Annotated in this window: 23 protein-coding genes; 4 read left to right on the forward strand and 19 right to left on the reverse strand. The window is 66.3% G+C overall.

Annotation, left to right across the window (positions count from 1 at the left end; all coding sequences use genetic code 11):
- Positions 1–6: 6 nt before the first annotated feature.
- From lysS to dacB, 14 genes are all read right to left on the reverse strand, one after another.
- On the reverse strand, positions 7–1548 hold the full coding sequence (gene lysS / locus IAU68_RS09900; RefSeq protein WP_171193720.1) for a lysine--tRNA ligase: 1542 nt from the start codon (positions 1546–1548) through the stop codon (positions 7–9).
- A gap of 16 nt (positions 1549–1564) precedes the next feature.
- Complete coding sequence (locus IAU68_RS09905) at positions 1565–2815, reverse strand: hypothetical protein (RefSeq protein ID WP_171193721.1); 1251 nt, start codon at positions 2813–2815, stop codon at positions 1565–1567.
- A 13-nt stretch (positions 2816–2828) separates the two neighbouring features.
- A complete protein-coding gene (locus IAU68_RS09910) occupies positions 2829–3626 on the reverse strand; it encodes a pantoate--beta-alanine ligase (protein ID WP_171193722.1) in 798 nt (265 codons plus the stop codon).
- A complete protein-coding gene (locus IAU68_RS09915; protein ID WP_171193723.1) occupies positions 3627–4328 on the reverse strand; it encodes a 6PGD fold domain-containing protein in 702 nt (233 codons plus the stop codon).
- A complete protein-coding gene (locus IAU68_RS09920) occupies positions 4329–5081 on the reverse strand; it encodes a DUF6779 domain-containing protein (protein WP_171193724.1) in 753 nt (250 codons plus the stop codon). It abuts the gene before it with no gap.
- A 10-nt stretch (positions 5082–5091) separates the two neighbouring features.
- On the reverse strand, positions 5092–5559 hold the full coding sequence (locus tag IAU68_RS09925; protein ID WP_171193725.1) for a DUF3180 domain-containing protein: 468 nt from the start codon (positions 5557–5559) through the stop codon (positions 5092–5094).
- The gene (gene folK, locus IAU68_RS09930; RefSeq protein WP_171193905.1) at positions 5556–6014 is read right to left on the reverse strand and encodes a 2-amino-4-hydroxy-6-hydroxymethyldihydropteridine diphosphokinase; all 459 of its coding nucleotides are present in this window, start codon (positions 6012–6014) and stop codon (positions 5556–5558) included. Before folK ends, IAU68_RS09925 begins: the two co-directional genes overlap by 4 nt.
- Before the next feature lie 5 nt (positions 6015–6019).
- On the reverse strand, positions 6020–6391 hold the full coding sequence (gene folB, locus IAU68_RS09935; RefSeq protein WP_171193726.1) for a dihydroneopterin aldolase: 372 nt from the start codon (positions 6389–6391) through the stop codon (positions 6020–6022).
- Positions 6384–7226, reverse strand: a complete 843-nt coding sequence (folP, locus tag IAU68_RS09940; protein WP_171193727.1) for a dihydropteroate synthase — start codon at positions 7224–7226, stop codon at positions 6384–6386. The genes folB and folP overlap by 8 nt, the downstream gene beginning before the upstream one ends.
- Positions 7227–7229: 3 nt before the next feature.
- Positions 7230–7805, reverse strand: a complete 576-nt coding sequence (folE, locus tag IAU68_RS09945; protein WP_171193728.1) for a GTP cyclohydrolase I FolE — start codon at positions 7803–7805, stop codon at positions 7230–7232.
- On the reverse strand, positions 7792–10026 hold the full coding sequence (ftsH, locus tag IAU68_RS09950) for an ATP-dependent zinc metalloprotease FtsH (protein ID WP_171193729.1): 2235 nt from the start codon (positions 10024–10026) through the stop codon (positions 7792–7794). The genes folE and ftsH overlap by 14 nt, the downstream gene beginning before the upstream one ends.
- Positions 10027–10041: 15 nt before the next feature.
- Positions 10042–10641, reverse strand: coding sequence for a hypoxanthine phosphoribosyltransferase (hpt, locus tag IAU68_RS09955; RefSeq protein WP_171193730.1), 600 nt, complete (start codon positions 10639–10641; stop codon positions 10042–10044).
- Positions 10642–10734: 93 nt separating this feature from the next.
- Entirely contained in the window at positions 10735–11619 is an 885-nt protein-coding gene (gene tilS, locus IAU68_RS09960; protein WP_171193731.1) for a tRNA lysidine(34) synthetase TilS, read from the reverse strand.
- The gene (gene dacB / locus IAU68_RS09965; protein ID WP_171193732.1) at positions 11619–12875 is read right to left on the reverse strand and encodes a D-alanyl-D-alanine carboxypeptidase/D-alanyl-D-alanine endopeptidase; all 1257 of its coding nucleotides are present in this window, start codon (positions 12873–12875) and stop codon (positions 11619–11621) included. The genes tilS and dacB overlap by 1 nt, the downstream gene beginning before the upstream one ends.
- A 74-nt stretch (positions 12876–12949) precedes the next feature.
- Here dacB and IAU68_RS09970 point away from each other — a divergent pair, with 74 nt between their 5' ends.
- The gene (locus IAU68_RS09970; RefSeq protein ID WP_171193733.1) at positions 12950–13483 is read left to right on the forward strand and encodes an inorganic diphosphatase; all 534 of its coding nucleotides are present in this window, start codon (positions 12950–12952) and stop codon (positions 13481–13483) included.
- Positions 13484–13762: 279 nt separating this feature from the next.
- Here IAU68_RS09970 and IAU68_RS09975 read toward each other — a convergent pair whose 3' ends face one another.
- The 4 genes from IAU68_RS09975 to IAU68_RS09990 all read right to left on the reverse strand — a co-directional run bounded on the left by IAU68_RS09975 (position 13763) and on the right by IAU68_RS09990 (position 17982).
- The gene (locus IAU68_RS09975) at positions 13763–15370 is read right to left on the reverse strand and encodes a M12 family metallo-peptidase (protein ID WP_171193734.1); all 1608 of its coding nucleotides are present in this window, start codon (positions 15368–15370) and stop codon (positions 13763–13765) included.
- A 36-nt stretch (positions 15371–15406) separates the two neighbouring features.
- Positions 15407–16210, reverse strand: a complete 804-nt coding sequence (locus IAU68_RS09980) for a hypothetical protein (RefSeq protein WP_171193735.1) — start codon at positions 16208–16210, stop codon at positions 15407–15409.
- 155 nt (positions 16211–16365) lie between these two features.
- Entirely contained in the window at positions 16366–17151 is a 786-nt protein-coding gene (locus IAU68_RS09985; RefSeq protein WP_171193736.1) for a hypothetical protein, read from the reverse strand.
- Positions 17152–17268: 117 nt separating this feature from the next.
- Entirely contained in the window at positions 17269–17982 is a 714-nt protein-coding gene (locus IAU68_RS09990) for a sortase family protein (protein ID WP_231699024.1), read from the reverse strand.
- Positions 17983–18001: 19 nt separating this feature from the next.
- Here IAU68_RS09990 and IAU68_RS09995 point away from each other — a divergent pair, with 19 nt between their 5' ends.
- The 3 genes from IAU68_RS09995 to IAU68_RS10005 all read left to right on the forward strand — a co-directional run bounded on the left by IAU68_RS09995 (position 18002) and on the right by IAU68_RS10005 (position 22643).
- On the forward strand, positions 18002–18298 hold the full coding sequence (locus tag IAU68_RS09995; RefSeq protein ID WP_171193738.1) for a rhodanese-like domain-containing protein: 297 nt from the start codon (positions 18002–18004) through the stop codon (positions 18296–18298).
- Positions 18299–18344: 46 nt separating this feature from the next.
- The gene (locus IAU68_RS10000) at positions 18345–18782 is read left to right on the forward strand and encodes a MarR family winged helix-turn-helix transcriptional regulator (RefSeq protein WP_171193739.1); all 438 of its coding nucleotides are present in this window, start codon (positions 18345–18347) and stop codon (positions 18780–18782) included.
- 78 nt (positions 18783–18860) lie between these two features.
- The gene (locus IAU68_RS10005; RefSeq protein ID WP_171193740.1) at positions 18861–22643 is read left to right on the forward strand and encodes a Pls/PosA family non-ribosomal peptide synthetase; all 3783 of its coding nucleotides are present in this window, start codon (positions 18861–18863) and stop codon (positions 22641–22643) included.
- Between the two features lie 336 nt (positions 22644–22979).
- Here the strand turns inward: IAU68_RS10005 and IAU68_RS10010 are convergent, their stop codons facing one another.
- Positions 22980–23453, reverse strand: coding sequence for a hypothetical protein (locus tag IAU68_RS10010; protein ID WP_171193741.1), 474 nt, complete (start codon positions 23451–23453; stop codon positions 22980–22982).
- Positions 23454–23465: the final 12 nt, after the last annotated feature.

Below are 23465 nucleotides of genomic sequence, written 5' to 3' on the forward strand. Positions count from 1 at the left end.
CGTCGCTTACGCCTCCGGCTTCACCATCGGGAACAGTACGGTTTCGCGGATGCCCAGGCCAGTCAGGGCCATCAGCAGGCGGTCCACGCCCATGCCGGTACCGGCCGTCGGCGGCATGCCCTGCTCCATCGCGGCGAGGAAGTCCTCGTCGAGCTGCATGGCCTCGTCGTCGCCGTGGGCTGCCAGGCGTGCCTGGTCCTCGAAGCGCTCGCGCTGGATGACCGGGTCGACAAGTTCGGAGTAGCCGGTGGCCAGCTCGAAGCCGCGCACGTAGAGGTCCCACTTCTCGGTCACGCCGGGCTTGCTCCGGTGGTCGCGGGTCAACGGCGAGGTCTCGACCGGGAAGTTGACCACGAAGGTCGGCTCGTAGAGCTGGTCGGAGCACAGTTCCTCCCAGATCTCCTCGACCAGCTTGCCGTGCAGCCAGCCGGCGTTGTCCGGCACCTTCAGACCGATTGTCTCGGCGATGCCCTTCAGCGTCTCCACGTCAGTGTCGATGGTGACCTCGGGCTGGCCCGGGAACTTGCGCTGCAGTGCCTCGTTGAGTGAGGGGTACATGTCCAGGATCTTCCACTCGCCGCCGAAGTCGTACTCGGTGCCGTCGGCAAGCGTGACCTTCTGGGAGCCGAATACTTCCTGGGCGCAGAACTGGACGAGGCCCTTGATGGTGGCCGCGCCGTCCTTGTAGGTGCCCCACGCCTGGTAGGTCTCCAGCATGGTGAACTCCGGCGAGTGAGAGGAATCCACGCCCTCGTTGCGGAAGTTACGGTTGATTTCGAAGACGCGCTCGATGCCGCCGACGACGGCCCTCTTCAAGAACAGCTCGGGGGCGATACGCAGGTACAGGTCGATATCCAGCGCGTTGGAGCGGGTCACGAACGGGCGTGCAGCTGCGCCGCCGTGCAGCGTCTGCAGCATCGGGGTTTCGATCTCGACGAAGTCCAGGCCCGTGAGGTACTTGCGCACCGCCGCGATGACCTTGATGCGGGTCATGGCGTTTGTGCGGGCGTCCTCCCGCATGATCAGGTCGGTGTAGCGGCGGCGCACACGCTGCTCTTCGTTCATCTCGGCGAACGCCACCGGCAGCGGGTTGAGCGACTTGGACGCCATGTGCCAGGACTGGGCCTGGACGGAGAGCTCGCCTCGTCGAGAAGCAATCACGCGACCACGCACGGAGACAATGTCGCCCAGGTCGGTGTCAGCTTTCCACTGCGCGAGCGCCTCCTCGCCCACCTCGGCGAGCGAAAGCATGACCTGCAGCTGCGTGCCGTCACCCTCCTGCAGGGTGGCGAAGCAGAGCTTGCCGGTGTTGCGCTGGAACATGATGCGGCCGGCGACGGCGACCACGTCCTGGGTTTCCTGGCCGGCCTCGAGGCGGGTGACACCGTCGCCTTCGCCTTCGCCGACGACCTGATATTTACCGCGCAGGTCCTTCAGCGAGGTGGTGCGGTCGACCTCGACGGGGTAGGCGTCGCGGCCTTCGTCGATAAGCCTTTGCCGCTTCTCCCGGCGGATTTGCTGCTGCTCTGAAAAATCCTGCGTACTCACGCCGGTCAATCGTAGTCTATTGGCACAGCGGAAGATCGAGACGCTGCTCTTCCGAGTTCAGACCGTTAATGATCATGAGGTACTCGGGCTTATCCTGCGGCGTCATCACATACGCCGGCGGGTTCGCGTCCGGCAGTTCGTAGGAGTTCACGGTGCACTCGCCGCTGCCCAGCACGACCGCCTCGCGCGGATCCGGCACGGCGTCGTCGCGGTCGAACTCGTCGGCGTACTTCACCACAGACACTCCCAACTCCTCGTTCGCGCAGCGGATCTTGCCCTCCTGGTCCGGATCCGGCGTGCCCTGCTCACAGCGCAGGTCCTTCCAGCCCTTCTTGCCGGCCTTGTCGGAAACGATCTCCGGGTACTCCTCGGCGATCTGCGCCTCGGCGCCGGTCCACTCCTCGCCGCGGTTCGCGGTCCAGTACCACAGCGCGCCGATCGCGATCAGCAGCAGCGCGAGGATGGCGATGATCCACGGCCACGGGTTCTTCTTCTGCGCGGTGGACGTCGGGCGGGTGTAGGTGCCGTCCGGGCCGTAGGCGTAGGGCTCGGGGCGCTTGCGGTAGCCGTCCTCCGGGTTCGGGGCGACATTCGCGTTCTGCGCGTCCTGATTTCCCTGCGCCTGCGCGAGGCCCAGCACGTCGGCGCAGGTGCGCGTGCCTTCGTCGGCCGGCTTACCGGTCATCAGCGAGACCACGCCGGCGAACTTGTCCACGTTCGCCTTCGCCAACTCCTCGTCGGAGCCGGCGGCGTCGGTGCTTGGGCCCACCAGGGTGAGCTTCACCGGGGTGGCGGACCACTGCGGCTGCACCAACAAGCGTTCCGGGGAGATCGAGCGGGAGACGAACCCGGACAGACCTTTGAGGTCGTAGTCGTCGATCGCCTCGGCGACAGGTGCGAGCAGCTCGCGGACCTCCTGGTCGGTAAACGTCGCGCCCTTCTTCGCAATCAGATCCGCCAGCGGCGTGCCTGTCGGCGCCTCACGCAGGACAAAAAGTTGGTCGCCATCGGTAGTGCCCACGCTGCGGGGCTGGAATGCGCCCGGGTGCACCGCCAGCGCCAGGCGGGAATTCAGCGTGTTCACGTCGTCGCCGAGGTGTTCAGCGACATTGGCGTCGAAAAGCTCGAGCTCGACTGCATGCCCCTTGTCGTCGGCTGCGGTGTACAGCGTGGACGTTTCGGTGCGTCCGGTTTCGCGCACCTGCTCAGGGGTGAACGTGAAACCGAAGCGGTCGGCGAGGATTCCGGCGATGTTGGGCACAGACATGCGCCGAAGTCTACTACCTGTCCTCTTCGATGTGCTTGAAACCAATCCCCAGGGGCAGCCCGACATTGTCGATCAAGCGCACGCCGTCCAAGTCGACGGCGGCGAGCAGGCGGGCGTCGCCACGCTCGGGTGCTTCGCGAAGCGCCAGGTCGCGGATCTCCAGATACGCGGGTTCCAACCCCTCGGAGGCGAGCACGCCGCGCACCGTCTCGAGCACCTTGTCGGCGCCGTGCTCGGCCGCGTGGGCACCGGCGGTCAGCGCTGCGGGCAGGGCGAGCGCCGCATCGCGCTTGTCCTCCGGCACGTCCGCGTTGCGCAGCGACACGGGCAGCCCGTCCGGGGTGCGCACCGTGGGCACGCTGTGGAGTTTGACCTCCATCCGCAGGCCCGAGACCGCATATTGCGTGGCGACGAGCACCTCAAAGTCCTTCTCCCCCAACACCAGATCCGTCGCGTGGGTGGCGTTGACCGCCGCGAGGATGCGGGCGACCTCACGCTGGGTGGTCTCCGGGTCCTCCAGGGGTGCGACACCGGAATCGACGCGCACCTTGGTGTCCAGCGCGCCGTGGAAGACAACGTCCACGTTTTCCTGCGCCAAGACGTCCGGCACCTCGTCGCCGGTAAACGTCACCACCACATACGAGCCGAGCAGCGACTTCGCCGCGCGTATCAACTCAATGTGCCCGGCGTGGACATCGCGGCCCAGCGGCACCACGACCACCGACTTGCCGATCTTGCGAAACGCCCGGCCGTACGTAGCCAACAGCGCCTCGTCGGTGACCACCACCGCGTTTCCTGCTTCAAACGCCATTTATCCTCCCTCGTATTTCTCAATGACCCACAGCTCGGTATCCGTGTCCTGCTCCATCTCACCGCGCCTGCGCTGCAAGTCCACGAACAACCTGCGCACACCCGGTTCCTCGAGCGCGCCCAACAGCCGGTCGAGCTCGCCTGGGCTCTTGGCTTGACGACGACCCGCCGGCGCCGACAGAAACGCATCCGCCACCGCGTCGAAGTCCGGGATCGCACTGCTCAGCAGTTCCAGCGCGTCGTCGCGCACGGTCATTTCCAGCGCGCGCAGTTCCTGGGCAGCGGCGATTGTCGGTCGCCGCCGGTCGTCGATACGCATGCTCGTGCCGCCGATTTCCGCGATGAGCAGGCCGACCACGGTTTCGCCGATCTCGTCGGCGGCGGAGGTGACCCAGATATCGCCGAAAAGGTTGTGGGCGCACATGGTGATGGCTTGGGCGGTTTCGACGTCGTCGAGAAGCTGCGGGCCCTCCTCCAGCGCGGTGTGGAGAAACATCTGGCGCGGGCGGGCGTAGTCGGCAAGCAGTGCGGCAGCGGCGCGGATATCGCCCGCGCGGCCTTCCAGCAGCACGAGGTCAACGTGCGCGATGGCGCCCGGGTCCTCGTTGACGTCGATCGGGCGCACCGTGTGCCCGGCGCGCTGCAGTTCATGCGTGAGCTGGCTGTGCCCCGGGATTGCGCCTACGAGCAGGCGTGGCGCCATCTACTTCCCCTGGCGCGCGAGCAGCTCGGCGACGGAAATGGAATCGTTGCGCTCGTCGCGACGACGGCGGCCGGAGCGGCGCGGCTCCTCCTGCGGCTCCGGCTCCGGGGTCGGCTCCGGCTCGGCCTGGGCGGTGCGCTCGCTGATGAGGTCCGACAGCGGGTTGCGGGCAGCGCGTGACGACGGCTGCGTACCGATGCGCCCCGCAATCGCATCCGAACTCGGCGCGCCGGTGGGGCGCACGCGGCTAATCACCACGGTGTCGTCGGTGGACGGCGACGGGCGGGTCGGCTCCGGTTCAGGTGCCGGTTCCGGGGTGCGCTCAATTTCGGTGATGCGGCGGGCGGAGGCGCGCACGGCGGCCGGCTCGTACTCGAAAACACGGCCGTTGAGCTCCTCCAGCTGCTCGCGCAGCGCCTGGATCTCGTCCTGCAGTGCGCGAAGCGCCTCCATGTCCACCGGGGCCTCGCCACCCTGCGGCAGCGCTGCGAGGGTGGCCTGGTGGCGCTCCTCCTGCTCGCGGATCTGTTCGCGGGCGGCTTCGGCGTCGCGGGTGGCGTCGTCACGCTCCCTGCGATTGCGGAAGTTGAGGATGAGGCCTGCGGCACCGGCCCACAGCGCGAAGATGAGCGCGACCTTCAGCGCGTTGGCGGAGTTGGTAAATAGCATGACCACGGTGCCAATCACGGCGACAACGAACGGGATGATGACCCACAGGTTTGCGCTGTCCCGGGACGTGTTCTTGGCACTCATGCCCAACACTCTAGCCAACGCCCTCCCCCTCGGACGGTGGCGACACCTCGCAGTTTTTCTCCAGCACCAACCCGGCGATACACAGCGCCAGCCCGCCGAGCGCGCCCACGGTGAGCGGCACGACATCGTCGGAGGCGGCGGCGAGCACGTCCAACTTGCGCACCACGTACATCAGCGCGCCCGCGTACACGCCGCCGCAGATCGCTCCCGCCCAGGCGCTCGCCTTGCCAAAGACCATGAAGTTCGCCGCCTGCATCGGGTTGAGTTGGCTGCGGTCCAGCCCGACCAGGCCATCTTTGCGGCGCTTGCGCACCACATATGCGAGCCACCCGGCCACCACGGCAATCCCCCACAGCGACAGCGGCACCACTAGGTCCAGTGATTCCAGCCAGCCGTAGAAGCGGCGCACGAGAATCAGCGCCGCCGCGGCGAAAAACCCGGCGGCGGCGATGAGCCCCTCGATCGGCGTGCGCTTCATAGCTTGCGCACCCCCTGGTCCTCCAGGCCGTCGAGCAGCTCCCGTATCGACGACCCGTTTAACTCCGCCGTCGGATCCATCTCCAACCACGGCTCGAGCACGAACTGGCGCAGGTGCGCCCGCGGGTGCGGCACGGTGAGCTCCGGGTCATCGGAGGTGTAGCCGTCGATGAACACGATGTCCACGTCCAACGTGCGCGGTCCCCAGCGCTCCACCCGCACCCGGTCGGCTTCCTCCTCGAGCCGCTGGCAGCGAGCGAGCAACTCACGCGGGGTCTGGTCGACCTCGACGATCAGGCTCTGGTTGAGAAAATCCGGCTGGTCGGTCTTGCCCCACGGCGCGGTGGCGTAGAGCGAACTCTTGGCGACGACCTCGCCTACGAACTCGTCGACAACCGCGCGCAGGTGCGCACGCGCATCGCCCATGTTGGACCCGGATGACAGCACCGCGCGCATGATCGTCACATCCGCTTCCGGGACCGGCGGGCGACAACGGCGACGTCGTCGAACATCGCGGGGATCGGCGCGTGCGGCTTGTGCAGCGTGACCTCGACGGCGTGCAGCACGTCGTAGGTGCGCATGGCGGTCTCCGCGATCTCGACTGCGACCGTCTCGATGAGCTGTCGCGGCGTGCCCGTGGCGATGTCCAGTGCAGTTTGGGCCAGTTCGGCGTAGTTGACGGTTTTGGTGAGGTCGTCGTTAAGCGCGGCGTCCGCGAACTCGAGCCAGCACACGATATCCAGCGAGAACGCCTGGCCGAATTCGGTTTCGTGCTCAAACACGCCGTGGTTGGCGTGGAACGTGAGCCCTTTAAGTTCGATGCGGTCAGCCATGGCTCCACCTTGCCACCACATCCACCGCGTCGCGCGAGACCGCCACCTCGTGCACCCGCACGCACCACGCGCCGGCCTGCGCGGACAGCGCGGTCACCGCGGCCGTGGCAGGGTCGGCATCGACGGGTGTGGCCTCGAGGCCCCGGTCCGCACGGATCTCGGTGAGGAAGCGCTTGCGCGACGCGCCCACCAGGATCGGGAACTCGCCGGCAATAAACTCCGGCAGCGCATTAAGCAGCGCCCAGTTATCGGCCGCGGTCTTGGCAAAGCCGAGTCCCGGGTCGAGGGTGATCTGGTCTTTGGCTACTCCTTTTGCGGTGGCGTTGTCCACGAGTTCGGCGAGCACCTCGTGCACGTCGCGCACCACGTCCCCGCCGTGGTCGGCGGCACCAGAGGCGTTGACAAACGCGTCCGCGCGCCAGTGCATGAGGCACACCGGCAGCCCGGTTTCCGCCATCACGCGGTACATGTCCGGATCCGCCAGACCGCCGGAGACGTCGTTGATCAAATCGACGCCCTCCTCCGCCGCGGCCTGGGCGGTGGCGGCGCGCATCGTGTCGATCGAGGTGCGGATCCCGTCGGCGTGCAGCGCGCGGATGACCGGGCGGATGCGCTCCGCCTCCACCTCGGCCGGCACCCTGGTGGCGCCGGGGCGGGTCGATTCCGCGCCGACGTCGATAATGTCCGCGCCGAGGTGCACCAACTCATGCGCGTGCGCGATCGCGTCGTCGGCGACGAGCCACTTGCCGCCGTCCGAAAACGAATCCTCCGTGACGTTGACAATGCCCATCACGCTCGTGCGCCCGGGCACCGAGAGGTCGGCGACGGTGGTCATCGGCTACCCCCTGATCAGGCTCAGGACCTCGGCGCGCGAGGCCGCGTTGCTCTGAAAACCCCCGCGCACCGCCGAGGTGGTCGTCGTCGCGCCGGGCTTGCGGATCCCTCGCATCGCCATACACAGGTGCTCACACTCGATCACGACGATCACCGCGGAAGCCCCTAGCTTTTCGACGATCGCATCCGCAATCTGCGCCGTCAACCGCTCTTGCACCTGCGGCCGCCTCGCGTACATATCGGCCACACGTGCCAACTTGGACAGCCCGGTGACCTTGCCGTCCGGGCCCGGGATGTAGCCGATGTGCGCCTCGCCGTAAAACGGCACCAAGTGGTGCTCGCAGGTGGAATAGATCGGGATGTCGCGCACGAGCACCAGCTCGCGGTGATTTTCGGAGAACGACTTCTCCAGGTGCACCTTCGGGTCCTCGTGCAGACCCGCGAAGACCTCTTCGTAGGCCCGCGCCACACGCGCCGGCGTTTCAACGAGCCCCTCACGGTCTGGGTCTTCCCCCACCGCAATGAGCAGCTCACGCACGGCGGCCTCGGCGCGCTCGCGGTCGAACTTAAACGTCGTCATCCTCGCTCCTCCTGTGCTTCGGCTCCCGCTCGTGCTCCGGCAACTGGAAGCCGATCTCCTCGGTCTTTTGTTCCTCGCTGGCCGGGTAGTTCTGGGCGCCCGGGTGCTGGCCCGGGTACGTCCAGCCTTCCGGCGGCTTCGGCCCGCCGTACTGCGGGGCCTTGCCCTTCGGCGGCTGCCAGCGCGACGAGCCCTTCTGCTGGTTCTGCTCCGCCTCGCGCTCTTGACGACGACGCTCACGCGTCGCCTTCGATGCGTCCAGGATGGAGAAGCGCTTCGGCGGTTCCTCGCCGCGCTCCTTTGCAATCTCCACCGGGGTCTTCACCGGCTCGCGGCCGGCCTGGCGGCCGAAGCGGATGTCGTGCGACGGCAGCGGCGGGCGCTGCGGCTCAATGGAGTCGAAAATCTCCTCCAGGTCACCGCGGCGCAGCGTCTCCTTTTCCAGCAGCTGCAAGGCGAGCGTATCCAGCTCGTCGCGGTAGCGCTCGAGGGTGGAGTAGGCGACCTTGTGGGCTTCGTCGAGAAGCGCCTGCATCTCGTCGTCAATCTTCGCAGCCACCGCCGGGGAGTACTCCAGCGAGCCGCCGGAGCCGCTGCCCGAGAACGGGTCGCCTTGCTCCTGGCCGTACTTCACCGGGCCGAGCGCGGAGGTCATGCCGTACTCGGTGACCATCGCACGCGCGATCTTCGTGGCCTGCTCGATATCGTTGGACGCGCCCGTGGTCGGCGCGCCGAAGACCAATTCCTCGGCGGAGCGGCCGCCCATGGCGAAGACCATGCGGGCGAAGAGTTCGTCGCGGGTGTACATGCCCTTGTCGTCCTCGTCGGCCGTCATCGCGAAGCCGCCGGTGCGGCCGCGGGCGAGGATGGTGACCTTGTACACGCGCTCGATGTCCTTCAGCGCCCACGCGGCGAGCGTGTGGCCGCCCTCGTGGTAGGCGGTGACCTTCTTCTCGTGCTCGGAAATGACCTTGCTGGAGCGGCGCGGGCCTCCGATGACGCGGTCCGTGGCCTCCTCGAGCGCGTCGGCGGTAATCACGTTGCCGCCGATGCGGGCGGTGAGCAGCGCGGCCTCGTTGAGCACGTTCGCCAAATCCGCGCCCGACATGCCGGCGGTGCGCTTCGCTAGCGCATCCAGCGAGACGTCCTTGGCCAGCGGCTTGTCCTTGGCATGCACCTTGAGAATCTGCGCGCGGCCGGCGAGATCCGGGTTGGTCACCGGGATCTGACGGTCGAAACGGCCCGGGCGTAAAAGCGCCGGGTCGAGGATGTCCGGGCGGTTCGTCGCCGCAATGAGGATGACACCCTCGCGGCCGGAGAAGCCGTCCATCTCCACCAGCAACTGGTTGAGCGTCTGCTCGCGCTCGTCGTGGCCGCCGCCCATGCCGGAGCCGCGCTGGCGGCCAACCGCGTCGATCTCGTCGACGAAGATGATGCACGGGCTGTTCTCCCGCGCCTGCTTGAACAAGTCGCGCACACGGGAGGCGCCGACACCGACGAACATCTCCACAAAGTCCGAGCCGGAAATGGTGTAAAACGGCACGCCCGCCTCGCCAGCAACAGCACGGGCGAGCAGGGTCTTACCTGTGCCCGGCGGGCCGTAGAGCAGCACGCCGCGCGGGATCTTCGCCCCGAGCTTCTCGTAGGCGGTCGGGTCGGTGAGGAAGTCGACCACCTCGTGCAGCTCGTCGACGGCCTCGTCGGCACCCGCCACGTCCTCGAACGTGTTCGTCGGGTTGTCCTTGGTCAACTGCTTCGCCTTCGACCCGCCGATGCCGAACGGGCCGCCACCGCCCGACTGCATGCGGTACATGAAGAAGAACAGCAGGCCGAAGACCAGGATCATCGGCAGCATGAAGCCGAGCATGGACATCAGGAACGAATCCTGCGTCACGTTCGTCTCGTAGGAGTCGGCGTCCGCCTCGCGCACCGCCTGGAAGATATCCGGGGCGGTGCGGGCCGGGTACTGCGCGGAGATGGATTCGATGCCCTCGCGCTCGTCGACAGTAATCGGCTCACGCAGGTCGATGCGTACCCGCTGCTCGCGGTCGTCGATCTGCACTTCCTCCGCGTTGTGGTCGCGGAGCTGCTCCATGGCCACGGAGGTGTCCACGCTCTGGTACGCGCGGGAATCGTCCCCGATCAGCGTGAGCAGATAGAGGACGATGAGCGCGGTGGCGCCGATGATGCCCCACCGCATGATGTTTTTATTTTTGCTCATAAACCTTTGTTCTAGTTATTCAGCGTCCGAGTAGACCCGCGGGTGAAGCGTGCCCACATACGGCAGGTCGCGGTAGCGCTCGGCGTAATCCAAGCCGTAGCCGATGACGAACTCGTTCGGGATGTCGAACCCGATGTCGAGCAAGTCGATCTGCGCCGTCTGCACGTCCGGCTTCCGCAAAAGAGTAACGACTTCAAGACTCTTCGGGTTCCGGTTGCGCAAGTTGCGCAGCAGCCAGGACAGGGTCAGGCCGGAATCGATGATGTCCTCGACCACCAGCACGTCGCGGCCGGCGATCTCTTTATCCAGGTCCTTCAGAATGCGGACCACACCGGAGCTCGTCGTCGAGTTGCCGTAGGAGGACACCGCCATGAATTCCATCTCCGCCGGGATGGACAGCTTGCGCGCGAAGTCAGTCAGGAAAAACACCGCGCCCTTGAGCACGCACACCAGGATCAAATCCTGTTCGGAGTCGCGGTACTTCTCCGAGACCATGTCCGCCAACTCCTGGATGCGGTTCTGCAACACCTCTTCGTTGATCAGAATCGCCTCCACATCCTCGCCGTAGCGGTTCGGCGGGACGTTGAAGTCTTTGGTGTCGTGCAACTCAGTCATGGGCGGGCCCTTCCCTTTCGCTGTTCACGTGCGCGTAACTTCCACATCTTGCCACTTCGTTCAGGGAAGGCACAACCACCTGGGAGGTTTGCGCTAGCGCAGGCGCAATTCCCCGTCCACGCGCACCACCGCGCGCCCACCGCCGACGGGGATCGGGCCTTGGCCGTGCCAGTCGGTCACCAGCGCCTCAATCGCCGCGAGTTGGTCGCCTTGGACGCGCATGCCTTCATCCAGGAGCCATTTCGCTAATCGACGACGCCTCACCGCCCCCGCATCCCGCCCCAGCTCCGCACACGACGTGGTCGGCGTGAGGTCCACGAGTCGCTCGATGAGCGCCTGGTCTTCCGCAATCCGATCGGCGGTGGCGGCCAGCGCGGGCACAGCGTCGCCACCGATCAGCTCGGTCAGCGTCGGGATGATGCCGGTGCGCACGGCCACGCGGCGAAACGCCGGGTCGTTGTTCATCGGGTCGTGCCACGGGTCGAGGCCGAGCTCCTCGCACGCGCCGACGGTGTCCTCGCGGCGGATGGTGAGAAACGGCCGGACCACCCTGCCATTTCTTGCTGCCATGCCGGACGGGTTGCCGCGCAGTGCGCCGAGCAGCAGCGTTTCCGCCTGGTCGTCGGCGGTGTGAGCAACCCACACGTCGCCGCCGTGTTCCAGCAGCGCGTTGTACCGCGCCTGTCTGGCCGCGGCCTCGACGTTGCCGGGGCCTACCGTCACCTTGGCCACCGTCGCAGAAAACCTGAACTCGCGGGCTGCTGCCGCGGCGCGCTCGGCGACCTCGGCCGATCCGGGTTGCAATCCGTGGTCGACCACCACAACCGAGACATCTTTCTTTTCCGCCGCAGCGGCCGCGACCAGCGCCAATGAGTCCGGGCCTCCGGAAAGACCAATCACTGCCGGCCCATCGAAGCCGCGCACGGCCCGCCGGCACGCGAGGAAGTGCGGCGAGCGGCGTGGCCAGAACGGCTCCATTAGAACTCCCGCAGCGCGGAGGTGAATTCGTCCATCGCCCGGCGCGCCTCGAGCACGTCGGCGTCGTTACAGATCAGCGCGAAGGTGTACACATTGCCGTTCACGCTGGTCACAGTGCCGGCGAGCGCGGCGGTGCCATCGAGCGTGCCCGTTTTCGCCCGCACCCAGCCGCGGCCTGGCAGGTCTGCGTAGCGGTCGATGAGCGTGCCTTCGCCCGCCGCGACGGGCAGGGTGGCAAGCAGTGGCCTGAGTTCAGGTTTGCTCGTAGCGTCGATAAGCACAGCATCCAACACCGCCGGCGGGATGAGATTCTCGGTGGACAGCCCCGAGTTGTCGGCCAGCGTCACGTTTGAGGTTTCGAAGCCGCGCTCGTCCAACACCGCAAGCGTTGCCGACGGGGCGTCCTTGGTTCCGCGTGCGAGCGCGACCTCGCGGCCGATCGCCTCGGCGTAGACGTTGTCGGACTCCTTCATCATCATCTCGAGCCGCTCCACCAAGGTCGGGGACTCGACCTCGGCGACAATTTCCCCCTCGGGCGGGGCGTCCTGCACCGCGACCACACTCGCGCCGACGCGCTCACCGAGCGCCCGCGCGACATCTTCCGCCGGGGTGTGCGAGCGCGGCACGTCGCCTGTGGTTTCGCCGCCGAGCCGCCCGCCGGAAAGCATCGCCGGCTGCAGTGGCGCGACAAACCCACCGTCGATATCCACCGGGTCCCAGCCCGGCATCATCTCGGGCATGCCGTCCCAGGCGGAGGTGTCGATGTACACCTCGTCCGCCGACCCGATCTGCTCAGCCAAATCGTCCAGCGCCTCCGCGTCGAGCCAGACGTCGCCCGCGGCCTTGATCGTCACCGCGTTCGGGTTCACGCCACGCACGACCTGCGTCGTTATCGTGTCGTTCTGGTCCAGCGTGAGCAGCGCCGACGCCGCGGTAAGCACCTTGGTCACCGACGCCGGCCGCAGCGCCTCCCCCGACGCACGGTCGAACACAACGCCCCCGCTTGCCGACGACACCTGCCCATGGAACTGCCCCAACCCCGGATTCTCGGCCAAGGAGGTGAGGGTGTTCTGGAGCGTGGTGTCGTCGATAAGCGAAGGCTCCGCGGGAACCAACGGGAAGGGGGCCTGCTCCATGCGGTAGGCGGGCGCGTGCTCGATCTGGCTCAACTGCTCGTGCGCGACGACGCCGAAACCGGCCACACCGCCGACTGCTGCCAGGGCGAGTGTGCCCGCGACCCAAGTCCATACCTTCATCGGCAAAAAGCGTAGCCCACGTATGATGTTTTGCGGACAATCACCAAATTCAGGCACCGAACGAAGGAGTTCACATGGCTATTGAGGTCATCATCGAGATCCCGAAGGGCTCGCGCAACAAGTACGAGGTCGACCACGAGACCGGCAAGGTCTTCCTCGACCGCTACCTGTTCACCCCGATGGCGTACCCGGCGGACTACGGCTTCATCGACAACACGCTTGCCGACGACGGCGACCCGCTCGACGCCCTCGTCATCACCCCGGAACCCGTCTTCCCGGGTGTCACCGTCATCGCCCGCCCGATCGGCGTGTTCAAGATGACCGACGAGGCCGGCGGCGACGACAAGCTGCTCTGCGTCATCGACGACGTACGCTACGAGAACTACCAGGACATCTCCGACGTCTCCGACTTTGTGAAGGACGAGATCGAGCACTTCTTCGTCCACTACAAGGACCTCGAGCCGAACAAGGAAGTCACCGGCTCCGGCTGGGGCGGCAAGGAAGAGGCCGAGAAGATCCTGCAGGCCGCACTCGACGAGTTCGAGCGCGTGGGCGACAACTCCCGCGAGGGCCTCGAGGCCGAGAAGGAAGCCAAGACCGAAAACTAGGCCTGGTCCTCAGGTTTCTTCAGGTTTCTTCAACGCCGCCCCGGAATCTTGTGGTTCCGGGGCGGTGTTGTCTCTGTCACAACAGTTGGTGCGCACCCACTTGTCCGCAATGCGGAGCCCTTCGGCCTGGTCACTGTGACAAACCATGCCCCTGCCCCGGGCAACATCTGTCACTTTCCGCAGGTCGCCACCACACCCGATGCACGATCTGTCACAACACCACCCAAATAGTTGGTGCACAGCCACTTGTCCGCAATGCGGAGCCCCCGACCCCGCACGCTAGAACAGCTTGTAAATAGCCCAGCCGATCGCGCCGATGGCAGCGAAGATCGACACCATGATCGGGATGATGATCCCCACCTTCGCCGCGGCGTCGTCCTTCTTCTCTTCCTGCACCTCGGGCTCGATGGTGACGGTGATCGTGCGCCGCGTCGACGTGGTCGTCTCCGGAGCACGCGTCTCGACAGTGCTTGTCGACGACGTCGTCACCCGCTCAAACGCCGGCCTGACGGTGGTCGCGTTCGTGGTTCCCTCGACAGTCACGGTGCGGTTGCTGCTCGTGGTGGTGGTCGGCACTGCCGTTGTCGAGGAGACCGTCGTCAGTGGTGCCACCGAAGTGGTGGTCGCCTTGGTCGCGGTCGTGGTGACCGGCTTCGGCGTCGAGGTAGAAGACTTGGTCGTGGCCTGCTCGGAGCTGGGCGACGACGTGGTCGGCGCTGCGGAGGTGGTGGTCACCTTTGTCGAGGTCGAGGTCACCGGCTTCGGCGTGGAGGTAGATGCCTCGGTCATGGTCTGCTCGGAGATGGTCGACTCCACAACCGGCGCTGCCGAAGTGGTGGTCGCCTTGGTCGTGGTCGACTCAGACGACGTTGAAGGTTCGCTCACCACGGTGGTCTGCACGGTGGAGGTGGAGCGGATGGTTGTGGTGGAGCGAATGGTGGTCACCAACGGAGCCGGCTCAGACGTGGTCGGTTCGTCCTCCAGGGTGACGTACACAGTCTCCGGCGCCTCTTCGGCAACGGTTTCGGTGGTGGTCTCAGAGGTAGTTTCCTCAACCGGGGTCGGCTCGTCCTCGGAGGTGGCCGTCTCTGGCGCCGGGGCCTCCTCGGTGGGCTGCTCCGAGGTGGTCAGCTCGACGGTTTCAGTAATCGTCGGCTCGTCAAAGGTCGGCTCCTCAGAAGTCGAAGGCTCAGTGGTTGAAGGCTCGACGTCCGGCTCGACAGTCGGCTCCTCAGAAGTCGAAGGCTCCGCAGAGGTAGTCGGCGTGGTCATGGGCTGGCCACCGTACTGCTCGAGGTTGTACGCCTGAATGAGCACCTTGGCATCAAAAGCCTGGACGGTGGTGGCGGTCTTGCCGCGGTTGGTGCCGTCCTTCATCAGGGCGCCGTCGCAGGTGTGGCGCAGGCCCATGGCATGGCCGAGCTCGTGGGCGATGGTCATAACGAGGCTCTGGGTGTAGCCGTTGCGCAGGATGTCCGGGTTGAGCAGTAGCTGCATGTTGTCCACGGTGCCCTGCACGCGCCCGACGACGTAGCCGCCGAGGTTCGCCTCCTGGACGTTGACCACTTTGTAGCCAGGCTTATCGACGAACTCGAAACGCACCAGACCATCAGTCGCCTCTACCCACTGGTCGGTGGCCTGGGTGATGTACGGCTTGTACTTGTTCGGCGCGTAGATGCGCAGGGTGTTGCCGTCGAGGGCGTTGTAGTTGGAGCTAAAGGTGTAGTTCTCGATGTTCGGGATCGGCTGGCCGAGCTTGACTGCCGTGGTTGCGGTGCGGCATTCGCGGCCGATCGGGTCCATCTCAGCGGCGGTCGCAGGAACTGCAACGCCACCTGCGATCACAGCGGTGGCACAGGCGGTGGAGAGAAAATGTCTATAATTCACGAACCTAGAGAACACCATTCTCCAAGTTCGCGCAAGTTACACCAGACGACGGCGAGCGAACGCGAAGAACGCGGCACCGAGCACCGATGCGAGCGCCAAAGCGAACAGGGTGCGCACCAGAATGTTGGAACCGGTCTCGGCGGCGAGCCCACGGTCGGTGTCGGCGGGGGCGACCTCGAGGGTTTCGTCGACAGGCTCGCCGGCGGCGCGGGCGGCCTCGGCGCCCTGGCGGGCGACCTCACCTGCGTACTTGGTCACCAGCACGTCGCTGGCCTCAACCTCTTCCGGGGTGACGTCGGCGTTGACGCGCAGGATGTCGGCGACGAAAGTGTGGCCGTTCTTGTTCAGGTAGTAGGTGACGTCGTCGATGGTGAGCACCGGCGGGAACTTCACCAGGCCGTTGGCGATCGGGGCGACTGCTGCCGGGTCCACGTCAGACGAGCCGAGCGGGAGTTCCGCCGGGGCCTCGCCGGACGGGGTGGCGACCGGGGCCGAGGCGGTTTCGGACGTCGGGGTGGACGCGGGCGCAGGGGTGGTGTCGTCGTCAAGCGAAGGTGCGGGGACGTTGGCCTCGCGGATGATGCCGGTTTCGATGAGGCCGGCGACGGCGGCGTCGGCAATAGCGACGGCCTTCTCCTGCTGGGTGGAGTCGAGCTCGGCGTACGGCTGCGCGGCTTCCTGGATGTCGGTGACGTAGTGAGTGCCCTCGTCGTTGAGATAGAACGTCTCGCCGTGAGCGTCGGTGGTTTCCTTCGGCAGGTCCTGCGCGGCGGCGTCCGGCGTGGGCAGCGCGGCCAGAGCGAGGGCACCCGCGGCGGCTGCGGCGACAAGGCGGTTCATTGGTGTCTCCTGAAGTCGAAGGACAGAAAGTCTCAAGTTCAACTTGAAGTCTACAGTGCGTTGACAGTTTTTACACCAGTCACACGGGATACTTTTGCCACAACGGCAAAAAGTCCCAGCGCCGAAGCGGCGCTGGAGCCTAGAAAAACTGTCACTTAGACCAGGAAACGGCGGCCGGCGACGAACGCGGCGGAACCGAGCACAACTGCGATCAGCAGCGCGAACAGGGTGCGCACGAGCGTGTTGGAGCCGGTCTCAGCGGAGATGCCGCGGGCAGCCTCGGCGGCGGCCTCTTCCTGGGCGGCGATCTCGTCGGCGTGCTCCGCACGCAGACGGTCAGACTCAGCCTTCTCCTCCGGGGTCGGCTGCTGGTTCACGCGGTCGGAGGAACCGACGAGGGTCTGGCCGTCCTGGTTGAGGTAGTAGGTCACACCCGCGATGACGATCGGGATGAGCGCTGCGGCGGCAATGCCAGCGATGGCACCGCCGGACAGGCTGCTGCCACCGGCCGGTGCAGCGTCGGTGTTGGTCACGGTGGTCTCGACGGTGGTGTCAAGAACCGTGGTGGTCTCAGAAGCGGCGGAGCCCTCCGGTGCGACCGGGGTATTCACGGTGGTGGTGGTGGTCGCCGGCGCCGCGGTCAGGGTGACGGCCGGGCGGTTGTCCTCAAAGGAGAATGCAACCTCGGTGCCTTTGATAGCCACGGTCGGGGCGTTTGCACGGTCAGCCTCGGCAACCTGCGCGGCGTCAACCTGAACGAACTTGCCGTCTTCAAGCTTGTAGTAGTTGCCCTCAGCGTTCTTGAGAACCTGCGGGACCTCGCCGAGCACCCGGGCGAGCTCTTCGTTGTTCAAGGTCTGCGCCTGCGCGGCCGGGACAGCGGCGAAGGCGACGGCGCCCGCCATGGTGGCGGCGGTCAGGGTTCGGGTGATGCGCTTCATTGTTGTGGCTCCAATGCAAATGTGGGGAAGTCTCAACCTCTTGAGCAAGGTTATGTCACAACAGTAAACACCTTTCACAAAAGTCTCAAGACAAACTTGAGACTTACTCTCAACCACCTACCGCGGCTGGAACACCGTTTCCACATCCTCGCTGGTCGCGGTGCCCTCCAACTGCCAGCCAACCACCGCATTGCGCACGGAATCCGCCAGCAGGTTCGCCGGCTGGATGCAGGAAATGGTGAGCAGGCGCCCCGGCATCGGGCCGTTGCCCCAGATCGCGGGGTCGCTGGCCAGGGCCTTCTTGTCCGGGTCGTGCAGGTCGGTCGCCCGGTAGACCAGCCAGTCCTCGCCGGAGGTCTCGGTGCGCACGTACAGGTAGTCCCCCTCGGCGACGGTGTGGCGCTCGGCGGTGCCGTCGTAAAGCTTGTCGAACACCCCGCTAAAGCCCGCGCCCGTGTGCCCCGCAATCACCACCAGGTCCGTCGCGTCGGTGCCGGGTAGCGCGTACGGGTAGCCCTCCCCCGTCAGCGCGCACGCTTTGTCCATGCTCTTCGGGTCGATCGCGCCATCGACCACCCGGCAGTCCGCCTCCTCGAACCCGGCGCGCATCCCCAGCACGGGCACGACCATCTCCACCGGGCGCCCGCTCGTGATCTGGGCAGCTGCGTGACGACGAACCGTCGTCGTCTCAGAAGCCGACACGGACGTCTCCTCGGCGGAGGGTTCGGGCGGCGGGGTGTCGTCGTCAAGCAATGCTCGCACGAGCAGCACAACGATGAGCACCGCGACAATACGGCGCACATGGTAGACCCAGCGGGGAACGGACTTCACGGCGGTTATCATACGAGGAATGAAGAACGTCAACGTTACTGAAGTCCCGGAAGGCGCCCAGATTATCGACGTGCGCGAGCCCAACGAGTTCGCCGCCGCCCACGCGTCGGGCGCGCGCAACATCCCGCTGTCGGAGCTGGTCGCACGCACGAGTGAGATCGACCCGGAGCACGACATCTACATCATCTGCAAGTCTGGCGGGCGCAGCGCGCAGGCCGGCGAGTACCTGGAGCAGGCGTACGGCTGGGTGAACCTGTACAACGTCGTCGGCGGCACGGACGAGTGGATCACCCAGAATCTGCCGCACGAAAGCTAGGCGGTACCCACTATGGGCGTGAGCGCAGGGATATAGGATAAGACGCATGTCGACGCTTCCTGATCTGCCCTCCGCCCTGGCAAAGTCGCCGCATTTCCAGATCGAGCGCGTGCGTAGACACACCAAAGACGAGGTCGAGCGCACGCTGGCCACGCACGAGACCACGATGCGCGAGTTCTGGATTCTCACGTGTGTGGATGTGGAGCCGATGTCGCAACGCCAGCTCTCGGAGCTGCTCAACGTTGACGCCTCGGACATGGTGCGCCTGATCGACTCGCTGGAAGACCACGGCTGGGTCACCCGCGACCGCGACCCGAAGGACCGGCGCCGCCAGATTGTCGAGGCGACGAAGAAGGGCAAAAAGGCGCTGACAAAGCTTGGCGACGACGTCGCGGCCGCCGAAGACCGCGCCTTAGAGGCGTCGTCGCAGAAGCAGTTGAAGAGCCTGAAGAAGCTGTCTCAGGCGCTGGAGGCGGACGACTAACCCCAATCTCTGGGAAACATGAATGGTTGGCGTTTCCAATAATTTGCGAACTCGCCGCAGCACATTAGCCTTGTCGGCATGTCTTCGTCCGACAGCCACAACGAACAGCTTCTCCGCAGCCATTTGGCGCCGCCCGAGCGCACCCTGATCGATATTTTGCACGCCTCCGCCGCCGAACACCCCGGCGCGGCGGCGATCGACGACGGCGACGTGCTCACCTATGCCGAACTGGTCGACGAGATCGACAAACGTGCCGCCGACATGCGCGCGCAGGGTGTGCCGTACAAAGGCCGCGTGGGTATCCGGATGACCTCCGGCACCCGCGAGCTGTATCTCGCCATCTTGTCCACGATGCGCGCCGGATGCGCGTATGTGCCCGTGGACGCGGACGACCCGGACGAGCGCGCGGAGACCGTCTTCGGCGAGGCGGACGTGGACGCGATCTGGACGGACGAGGGTCTGCGCCTGCTCAAGCCCGCCGAACCGACGCCGCTTTCGGAGCCCACCCCGGACGACGACTGCTGGATCATCTTCACCTCCGGCTCCACCGGCAAACCCAAAGGCGTGGCGGTCACCCACCGTTCGGCCGCCGCGTTCGTGGACGCCGAGGCGCGCCTGTTCTGCCAGGACGAACCGCTCGGACCCGAGGACCGCGTGCTCGCCGGCCTGTCGGTGGCCTTCGACGCCTCGTGCGAGGAGATGTGGTTGGCCTGGGGCCACGGCGCCTGCCTGGTGCCGGCCCCGCGCGCGCTGGTGCGCTCCGGGCAGGACTTGGGCCCGTGGCTGATCCGCCGCGACATCACCGTCGTCTCCACCGTGCCTACCCTTGCCGGGCTGTGGCCGAAGGAAGCACTGGACAACATCCGCCTGCTTATCGTCGGCGGCGAGGCCTGCTCGCAAGAACTCACCGACCGTCTGGCCGATGGCCGCGAGATGTGGAACACCTACGGCCCCACCGAGGCAACCGTGGTGGCCAGCGCCGCACAGCTGCACCCGGGCAAGCCGGTGACCATCGGCTGGGCACTCGACGGCTGGGATTTGAAGATCGCCGACGACGGCGAGCTGGTCATCGGCGGCGTCGGCCTCGCCCGCTACCTGGATCCCGAAAAGGACGCGGAGAAGTACGCCCCGATGGGCGACTGGGACCGCGCCTACCGCACCGGCGATCACGTCCGGCTTACCGACGACGGCCTCGCCTTTGTCGGCCGAGCCGATGACCAGGTGAAAATCGGTGGCCGCCGCATCGAGCTCGGCGAGGTCGAGGCCAACGTGGCCGCGCTCGACGGCGTGTACAACTCCGCCGTTGCCGTGCAAACCCTGCCTTCTACCGACAAGGTGCTCGTCGGCTACGTCTCCCCCGACGACGGCGTGACGCTGAACGTCCAGGAAATGCGCGAGCGCCTCGCCGAGGTCATGCCGGCCGCGCTCGTGCCGCGCATCCACGTCATGGACGAGCTGCCCATCCGCACCTCCGGCAAGGTGGACAAAAAGGCCCTGCCGTGGCCGCTGCCCGCTTCCGTCGACGCGGTCGGCATGACCGAGACCGAACAGTGGGTCGCGGAAGCATGGGTCGAGGTCCTCGGCCTAGACGTGCCGGGCAAGGACGCGGACTTCTTCGAATTGGGCGGCTCCTCGCTCGCCGCGGCCTCGCTCATTGCCCGCCTACGCGAGCGGGTTCCCACCATCGCCGTGCGCGATCTCTACGACCACCCCAGGTTGGAAACGCTCGCCTCGCTTATCGACGACATCACGCGCACCTCCCAAACCGCCATCCGCGAGCGTTCCGTGTCGCCGGTACCCGGCGCGACCCGCCTGGCCCAGACGCTGCTCATGGTGCCGGTGATGACGCTCAAGGCCGCCACGGCCGTGACCTGGGTGGCCATCGCTGCGAACGTGCTGGGGCTGACCGAGTTGTCCTGGTCCTGGCTCGCCGCTGCGTTTGTGGTCCTGTGCACCCCGTTTGGCCGCATCCCCATCGGAGCGCTCGGCGCCCGGCTGATCCGCGGTCGCATCGCGCCGGGCACATACCAGCGTGGCGGCGTCAAGCACGTCCGCCTGTGGGCCGCGGAGCGTTGGCTGGCCGCCTCCGGCGCGATGAACATCTCCAGCGCGAACGCGTCAAAGATCACCGCCCGCATGTTGGGCAACACGGTGGGCAAGGACGTGGACATGCACGCCTTCGCCCCGGTCACCGGCCTTGCCACCATCGGCGAGGGTGCCGCCATCGAGCCCGGCGTGGACCTCAGCGGGTACTGGCTCGACGGTGATGAACTGCACGTCGGCGAGGTGTCCATCGGCCCCGGCGCGCGCGTGGGCACCCGCTCCACCCTCATGCCCGGCACCGAGATTCGCGAGGGCGCACACGTGGAGGCCGGCTCCACCGTCACCGGCGTCAAACCGGTGAAAAAGCACGCCCGCTGGGCCGGCTCCCCAGCGCGCAAGAAGGGCCGGTCCAAGCAGCGCTTCCCCGACGAGGCCCCGCCGCGCCGGCCGCTGTGGGCGTTCATCTACGGCCTGACCTCACTGCTTCTGGCGGCCCTTCCCGCCCTGGCGGCGCTTGCGGGCGCGGCGGCCACGGTCGGCCTGGCCCGTCTGGCGAACACCCAGTCCGTGTGGGGCCTGCTCCTCTTCGCTCCCGTCGGCGGCTTGGTCTACATCGGCCTCGGCCTCGTCCTGACCTGGTGCGGGGTGCGGCTTGCCCAACTCGGCGTACGCCCCGGCGTCTTCCCCGTGCGCTCCTTGCACGGCTGGACGCTGTGGACCGTCACCCGGCTTATGGACGACGCCCGCACCCGCTACTTCCCCGTCTACGCCGGCCAAGCCACCCCGGTCTGGCTGCGCCTCCTCGGCGCCCACATCGGCGACAACGCGGAAGTCTCCACCGCCGTCGTCGTGCCGAAGCTCACCGAGGTGCGCGACGGAGCATTTCTTGCCGACGACACCCTCGTCGGCACCTACGAAATCGGCGGCGGCTGGATCCGCACCGATCAGGCCACCGTGGGCAAGCGCTCCTTTGTGGGCAACTCCGGCATCGTCGCCCCGGGCCGCAAACTGGCCAAGCAGTCCCTGGTGGCGGTGCTCTCCGCCAGCCCGAAGAAATCCAAGGCCGGCTCGAACTGGTGGGGCTCCCCGCCGGAGCGCATGCGCCGCGTCGAGGTCGAAGCCGCCGGTGAAGAGACCTACAAGCCGTCGGCGGCGCTGCGCCGGAAGCGTGGGGTCGTCGAGACGCTACGGCTTTTGGCCCCCATGACCCAAGCGGTGCTCGCAGCCCTGTTCGCCGCGATTGTTGTTTCGCTATTGCAAGGCATCGGCTTCTGGACGTACCTGCTCGGCGGGCTGGTCTGGATGGGCGTCGGCGTGCTCGCGGTGCTCTCCGCCGTGGTGGCCAAGTGGGTGCTCGTGGGCACGCAACGCGCCGACGAACACCCGCTGTACTCGTGGTACGTGTGGCTCAACGAGCTGCAGGACCAGTTCATCGAGGTCGTCGCCGCCCCCTGGTTCTTCAACTGGGCCGCCGGCTCCGGCGAGATGAACCTCGCGCTACGGGCGCTGGGCGTGAAGATCGGACCCGGCGCGTGGGTGGAGTCCTACTGGTTCCCGGAAACCGACCTGTGCGTGGTTGGTCGCGGCGCCACCGTCGGCCCCGGCACCGTGGTGCAAACCCACCTGTTCCAGGACCGCGTGATGTCGCTCGACACCGTCACGATCGCCGACTCCGCCACCCTCGGCCCCCACTCCGTCTCCCTGCCGGGCTCCGTCATCGGCGACGGCGCCACCGTCGGGCCCGGTTCGCTGGTGATGCGTGGCGACGACGTCCCCGCCAACACCGTCTGGCAAGGCAACCCCGTCGAGCCCCGGTAGGGGTTCGGGCGTGGTCCCGTCGCCCCCACCTCCCCACCTCCGCCGCCCCACTCGGCCGCATTTTTCGAATACAAGAGTTCGAATACACCCGTTTTTGGCCGCATTTTCGAACTCTGGTCTTCGAAATCTGCTGAACACCCCCGCCAGCGGCCCTCCCTGTTCCGCCGAAGTCGTTATGTAGAACCCGTCATGACGGCGCGAAACCGATCACAACGATTTCCTCCTAACGACCAAGTGTCCTGTTTTATCCACGGTCGATCATGACCCTTGCAGCACGGAGGTTCCCCTCGGGGTCCTGGACCAGTTGGTGTTTTTGAGGGTGTGCGCGCTGAGCCGTTATCCCCGCGGCCGGAGGTGACGCGGTAGGTACTCTCGGATGAACATCGCGCCGCTCGTAACGTCTAACCCCTTGTACCCGTTGGAGATGAGCCCATCCAGGTACTCCGCTGCTTTCTGCGGATCGACGTCCCCTTTGCGAATCCCATACTCCAACATTTCCGTCGTACTCCACGCGGTCAGGTCGTTGTCGTAGGCGAGATCGTTGCCATCCCGATCGTCGATAAGAACCTCACAGTTCTCTTGAAGCGCCAAAGCAATGCATTGTGCCTCGCCGAGATGTTTTGTTCCCACGCCACCTAGGGCTGCCTGAAACCTGGCGGCAAGCAGGTCATATTTGAGCTCGAGGTTCACAAACGTTATCCATTTCGCATCCAAAGCGGAACGGTTTCCGTCGAATCCGTCGAGCTCTGAAAACACCTGGAAGGGATGATGGCAGTCCCACGGTTCAAGTACTGTTCGGAGGAACTCCATCTCGCCAATCTG

Source organism: Corynebacterium lujinxingii, assembly GCF_014490555.1.
Classification (GTDB): domain Bacteria; phylum Actinomycetota; class Actinomycetes; order Mycobacteriales; family Mycobacteriaceae; genus Corynebacterium; species Corynebacterium lujinxingii.

Coding starts and splice junctions, on each gene's coding strand:
- IAU68_RS09980 (WP_171193735.1), bottom strand. CDS start 16,210: ATGAACCGCCTTGTCGCCGCAGCCGCCGCGGGTGCCCTCGCTCTGGCC.
- IAU68_RS10000 (WP_171193739.1), top strand. CDS start 18,345: ATGTCGACGCTTCCTGATCTGCCCTCCGCCCTGGCAAAGTCGCCGCAT.
- IAU68_RS10010 (WP_171193741.1), bottom strand. CDS start 23,453: ATGGAGTTCCTCCGAACAGTACTTGAACCGTGGGACTGCCATCATCCC.
- IAU68_RS09970 (WP_171193733.1), top strand. CDS start 12,950: ATGGCTATTGAGGTCATCATCGAGATCCCGAAGGGCTCGCGCAACAAG.
- folK (WP_171193905.1), bottom strand. CDS start 6,014: ATGCGCGCGGTGCTGTCATCCGGGTCCAACATGGGCGATGCGCGTGCG.
- IAU68_RS09995 (WP_171193738.1), top strand. CDS start 18,002: ATGAAGAACGTCAACGTTACTGAAGTCCCGGAAGGCGCCCAGATTATC.
- IAU68_RS09905 (WP_171193721.1), bottom strand. CDS start 2,815: ATGTCTGTGCCCAACATCGCCGGAATCCTCGCCGACCGCTTCGGTTTC.
- IAU68_RS09985 (WP_171193736.1), bottom strand. CDS start 17,151: ATGAAGCGCATCACCCGAACCCTGACCGCCGCCACCATGGCGGGCGCC.
- IAU68_RS09925 (WP_171193725.1), bottom strand. CDS start 5,559: ATGAAGCGCACGCCGATCGAGGGGCTCATCGCCGCCGCCGGGTTTTTC.
- folP (WP_171193727.1), bottom strand. CDS start 7,226: ATGACCACCGTCGCCGACCTCTCGGTGCCCGGGCGCACGAGCGTGATG.
- folE (WP_171193728.1), bottom strand. CDS start 7,805: ATGACGACGTTTAAGTTCGACCGCGAGCGCGCCGAGGCCGCCGTGCGT.
- IAU68_RS09920 (WP_171193724.1), bottom strand. CDS start 5,081: ATGAGTGCCAAGAACACGTCCCGGGACAGCGCAAACCTGTGGGTCATC.
- folB (WP_171193726.1), bottom strand. CDS start 6,391: ATGGCTGACCGCATCGAACTTAAAGGGCTCACGTTCCACGCCAACCAC.
- IAU68_RS09910 (WP_171193722.1), bottom strand. CDS start 3,626: ATGGCGTTTGAAGCAGGAAACGCGGTGGTGGTCACCGACGAGGCGCTG.
- ftsH (WP_171193729.1), bottom strand. CDS start 10,026: ATGAGCAAAAATAAAAACATCATGCGGTGGGGCATCATCGGCGCCACC.
- IAU68_RS10005 (WP_171193740.1), top strand. CDS start 18,861: ATGTCTTCGTCCGACAGCCACAACGAACAGCTTCTCCGCAGCCATTTG.
- hpt (WP_171193730.1), bottom strand. CDS start 10,641: ATGACTGAGTTGCACGACACCAAAGACTTCAACGTCCCGCCGAACCGC.
- IAU68_RS09915 (WP_171193723.1), bottom strand. CDS start 4,328: ATGGCGCCACGCCTGCTCGTAGGCGCAATCCCGGGGCACAGCCAGCTC.
- dacB (WP_171193732.1), bottom strand. CDS start 12,875: ATGAAGGTATGGACTTGGGTCGCGGGCACACTCGCCCTGGCAGCAGTC.
- tilS (WP_171193731.1), bottom strand. CDS start 11,619: ATGGAGCCGTTCTGGCCACGCCGCTCGCCGCACTTCCTCGCGTGCCGG.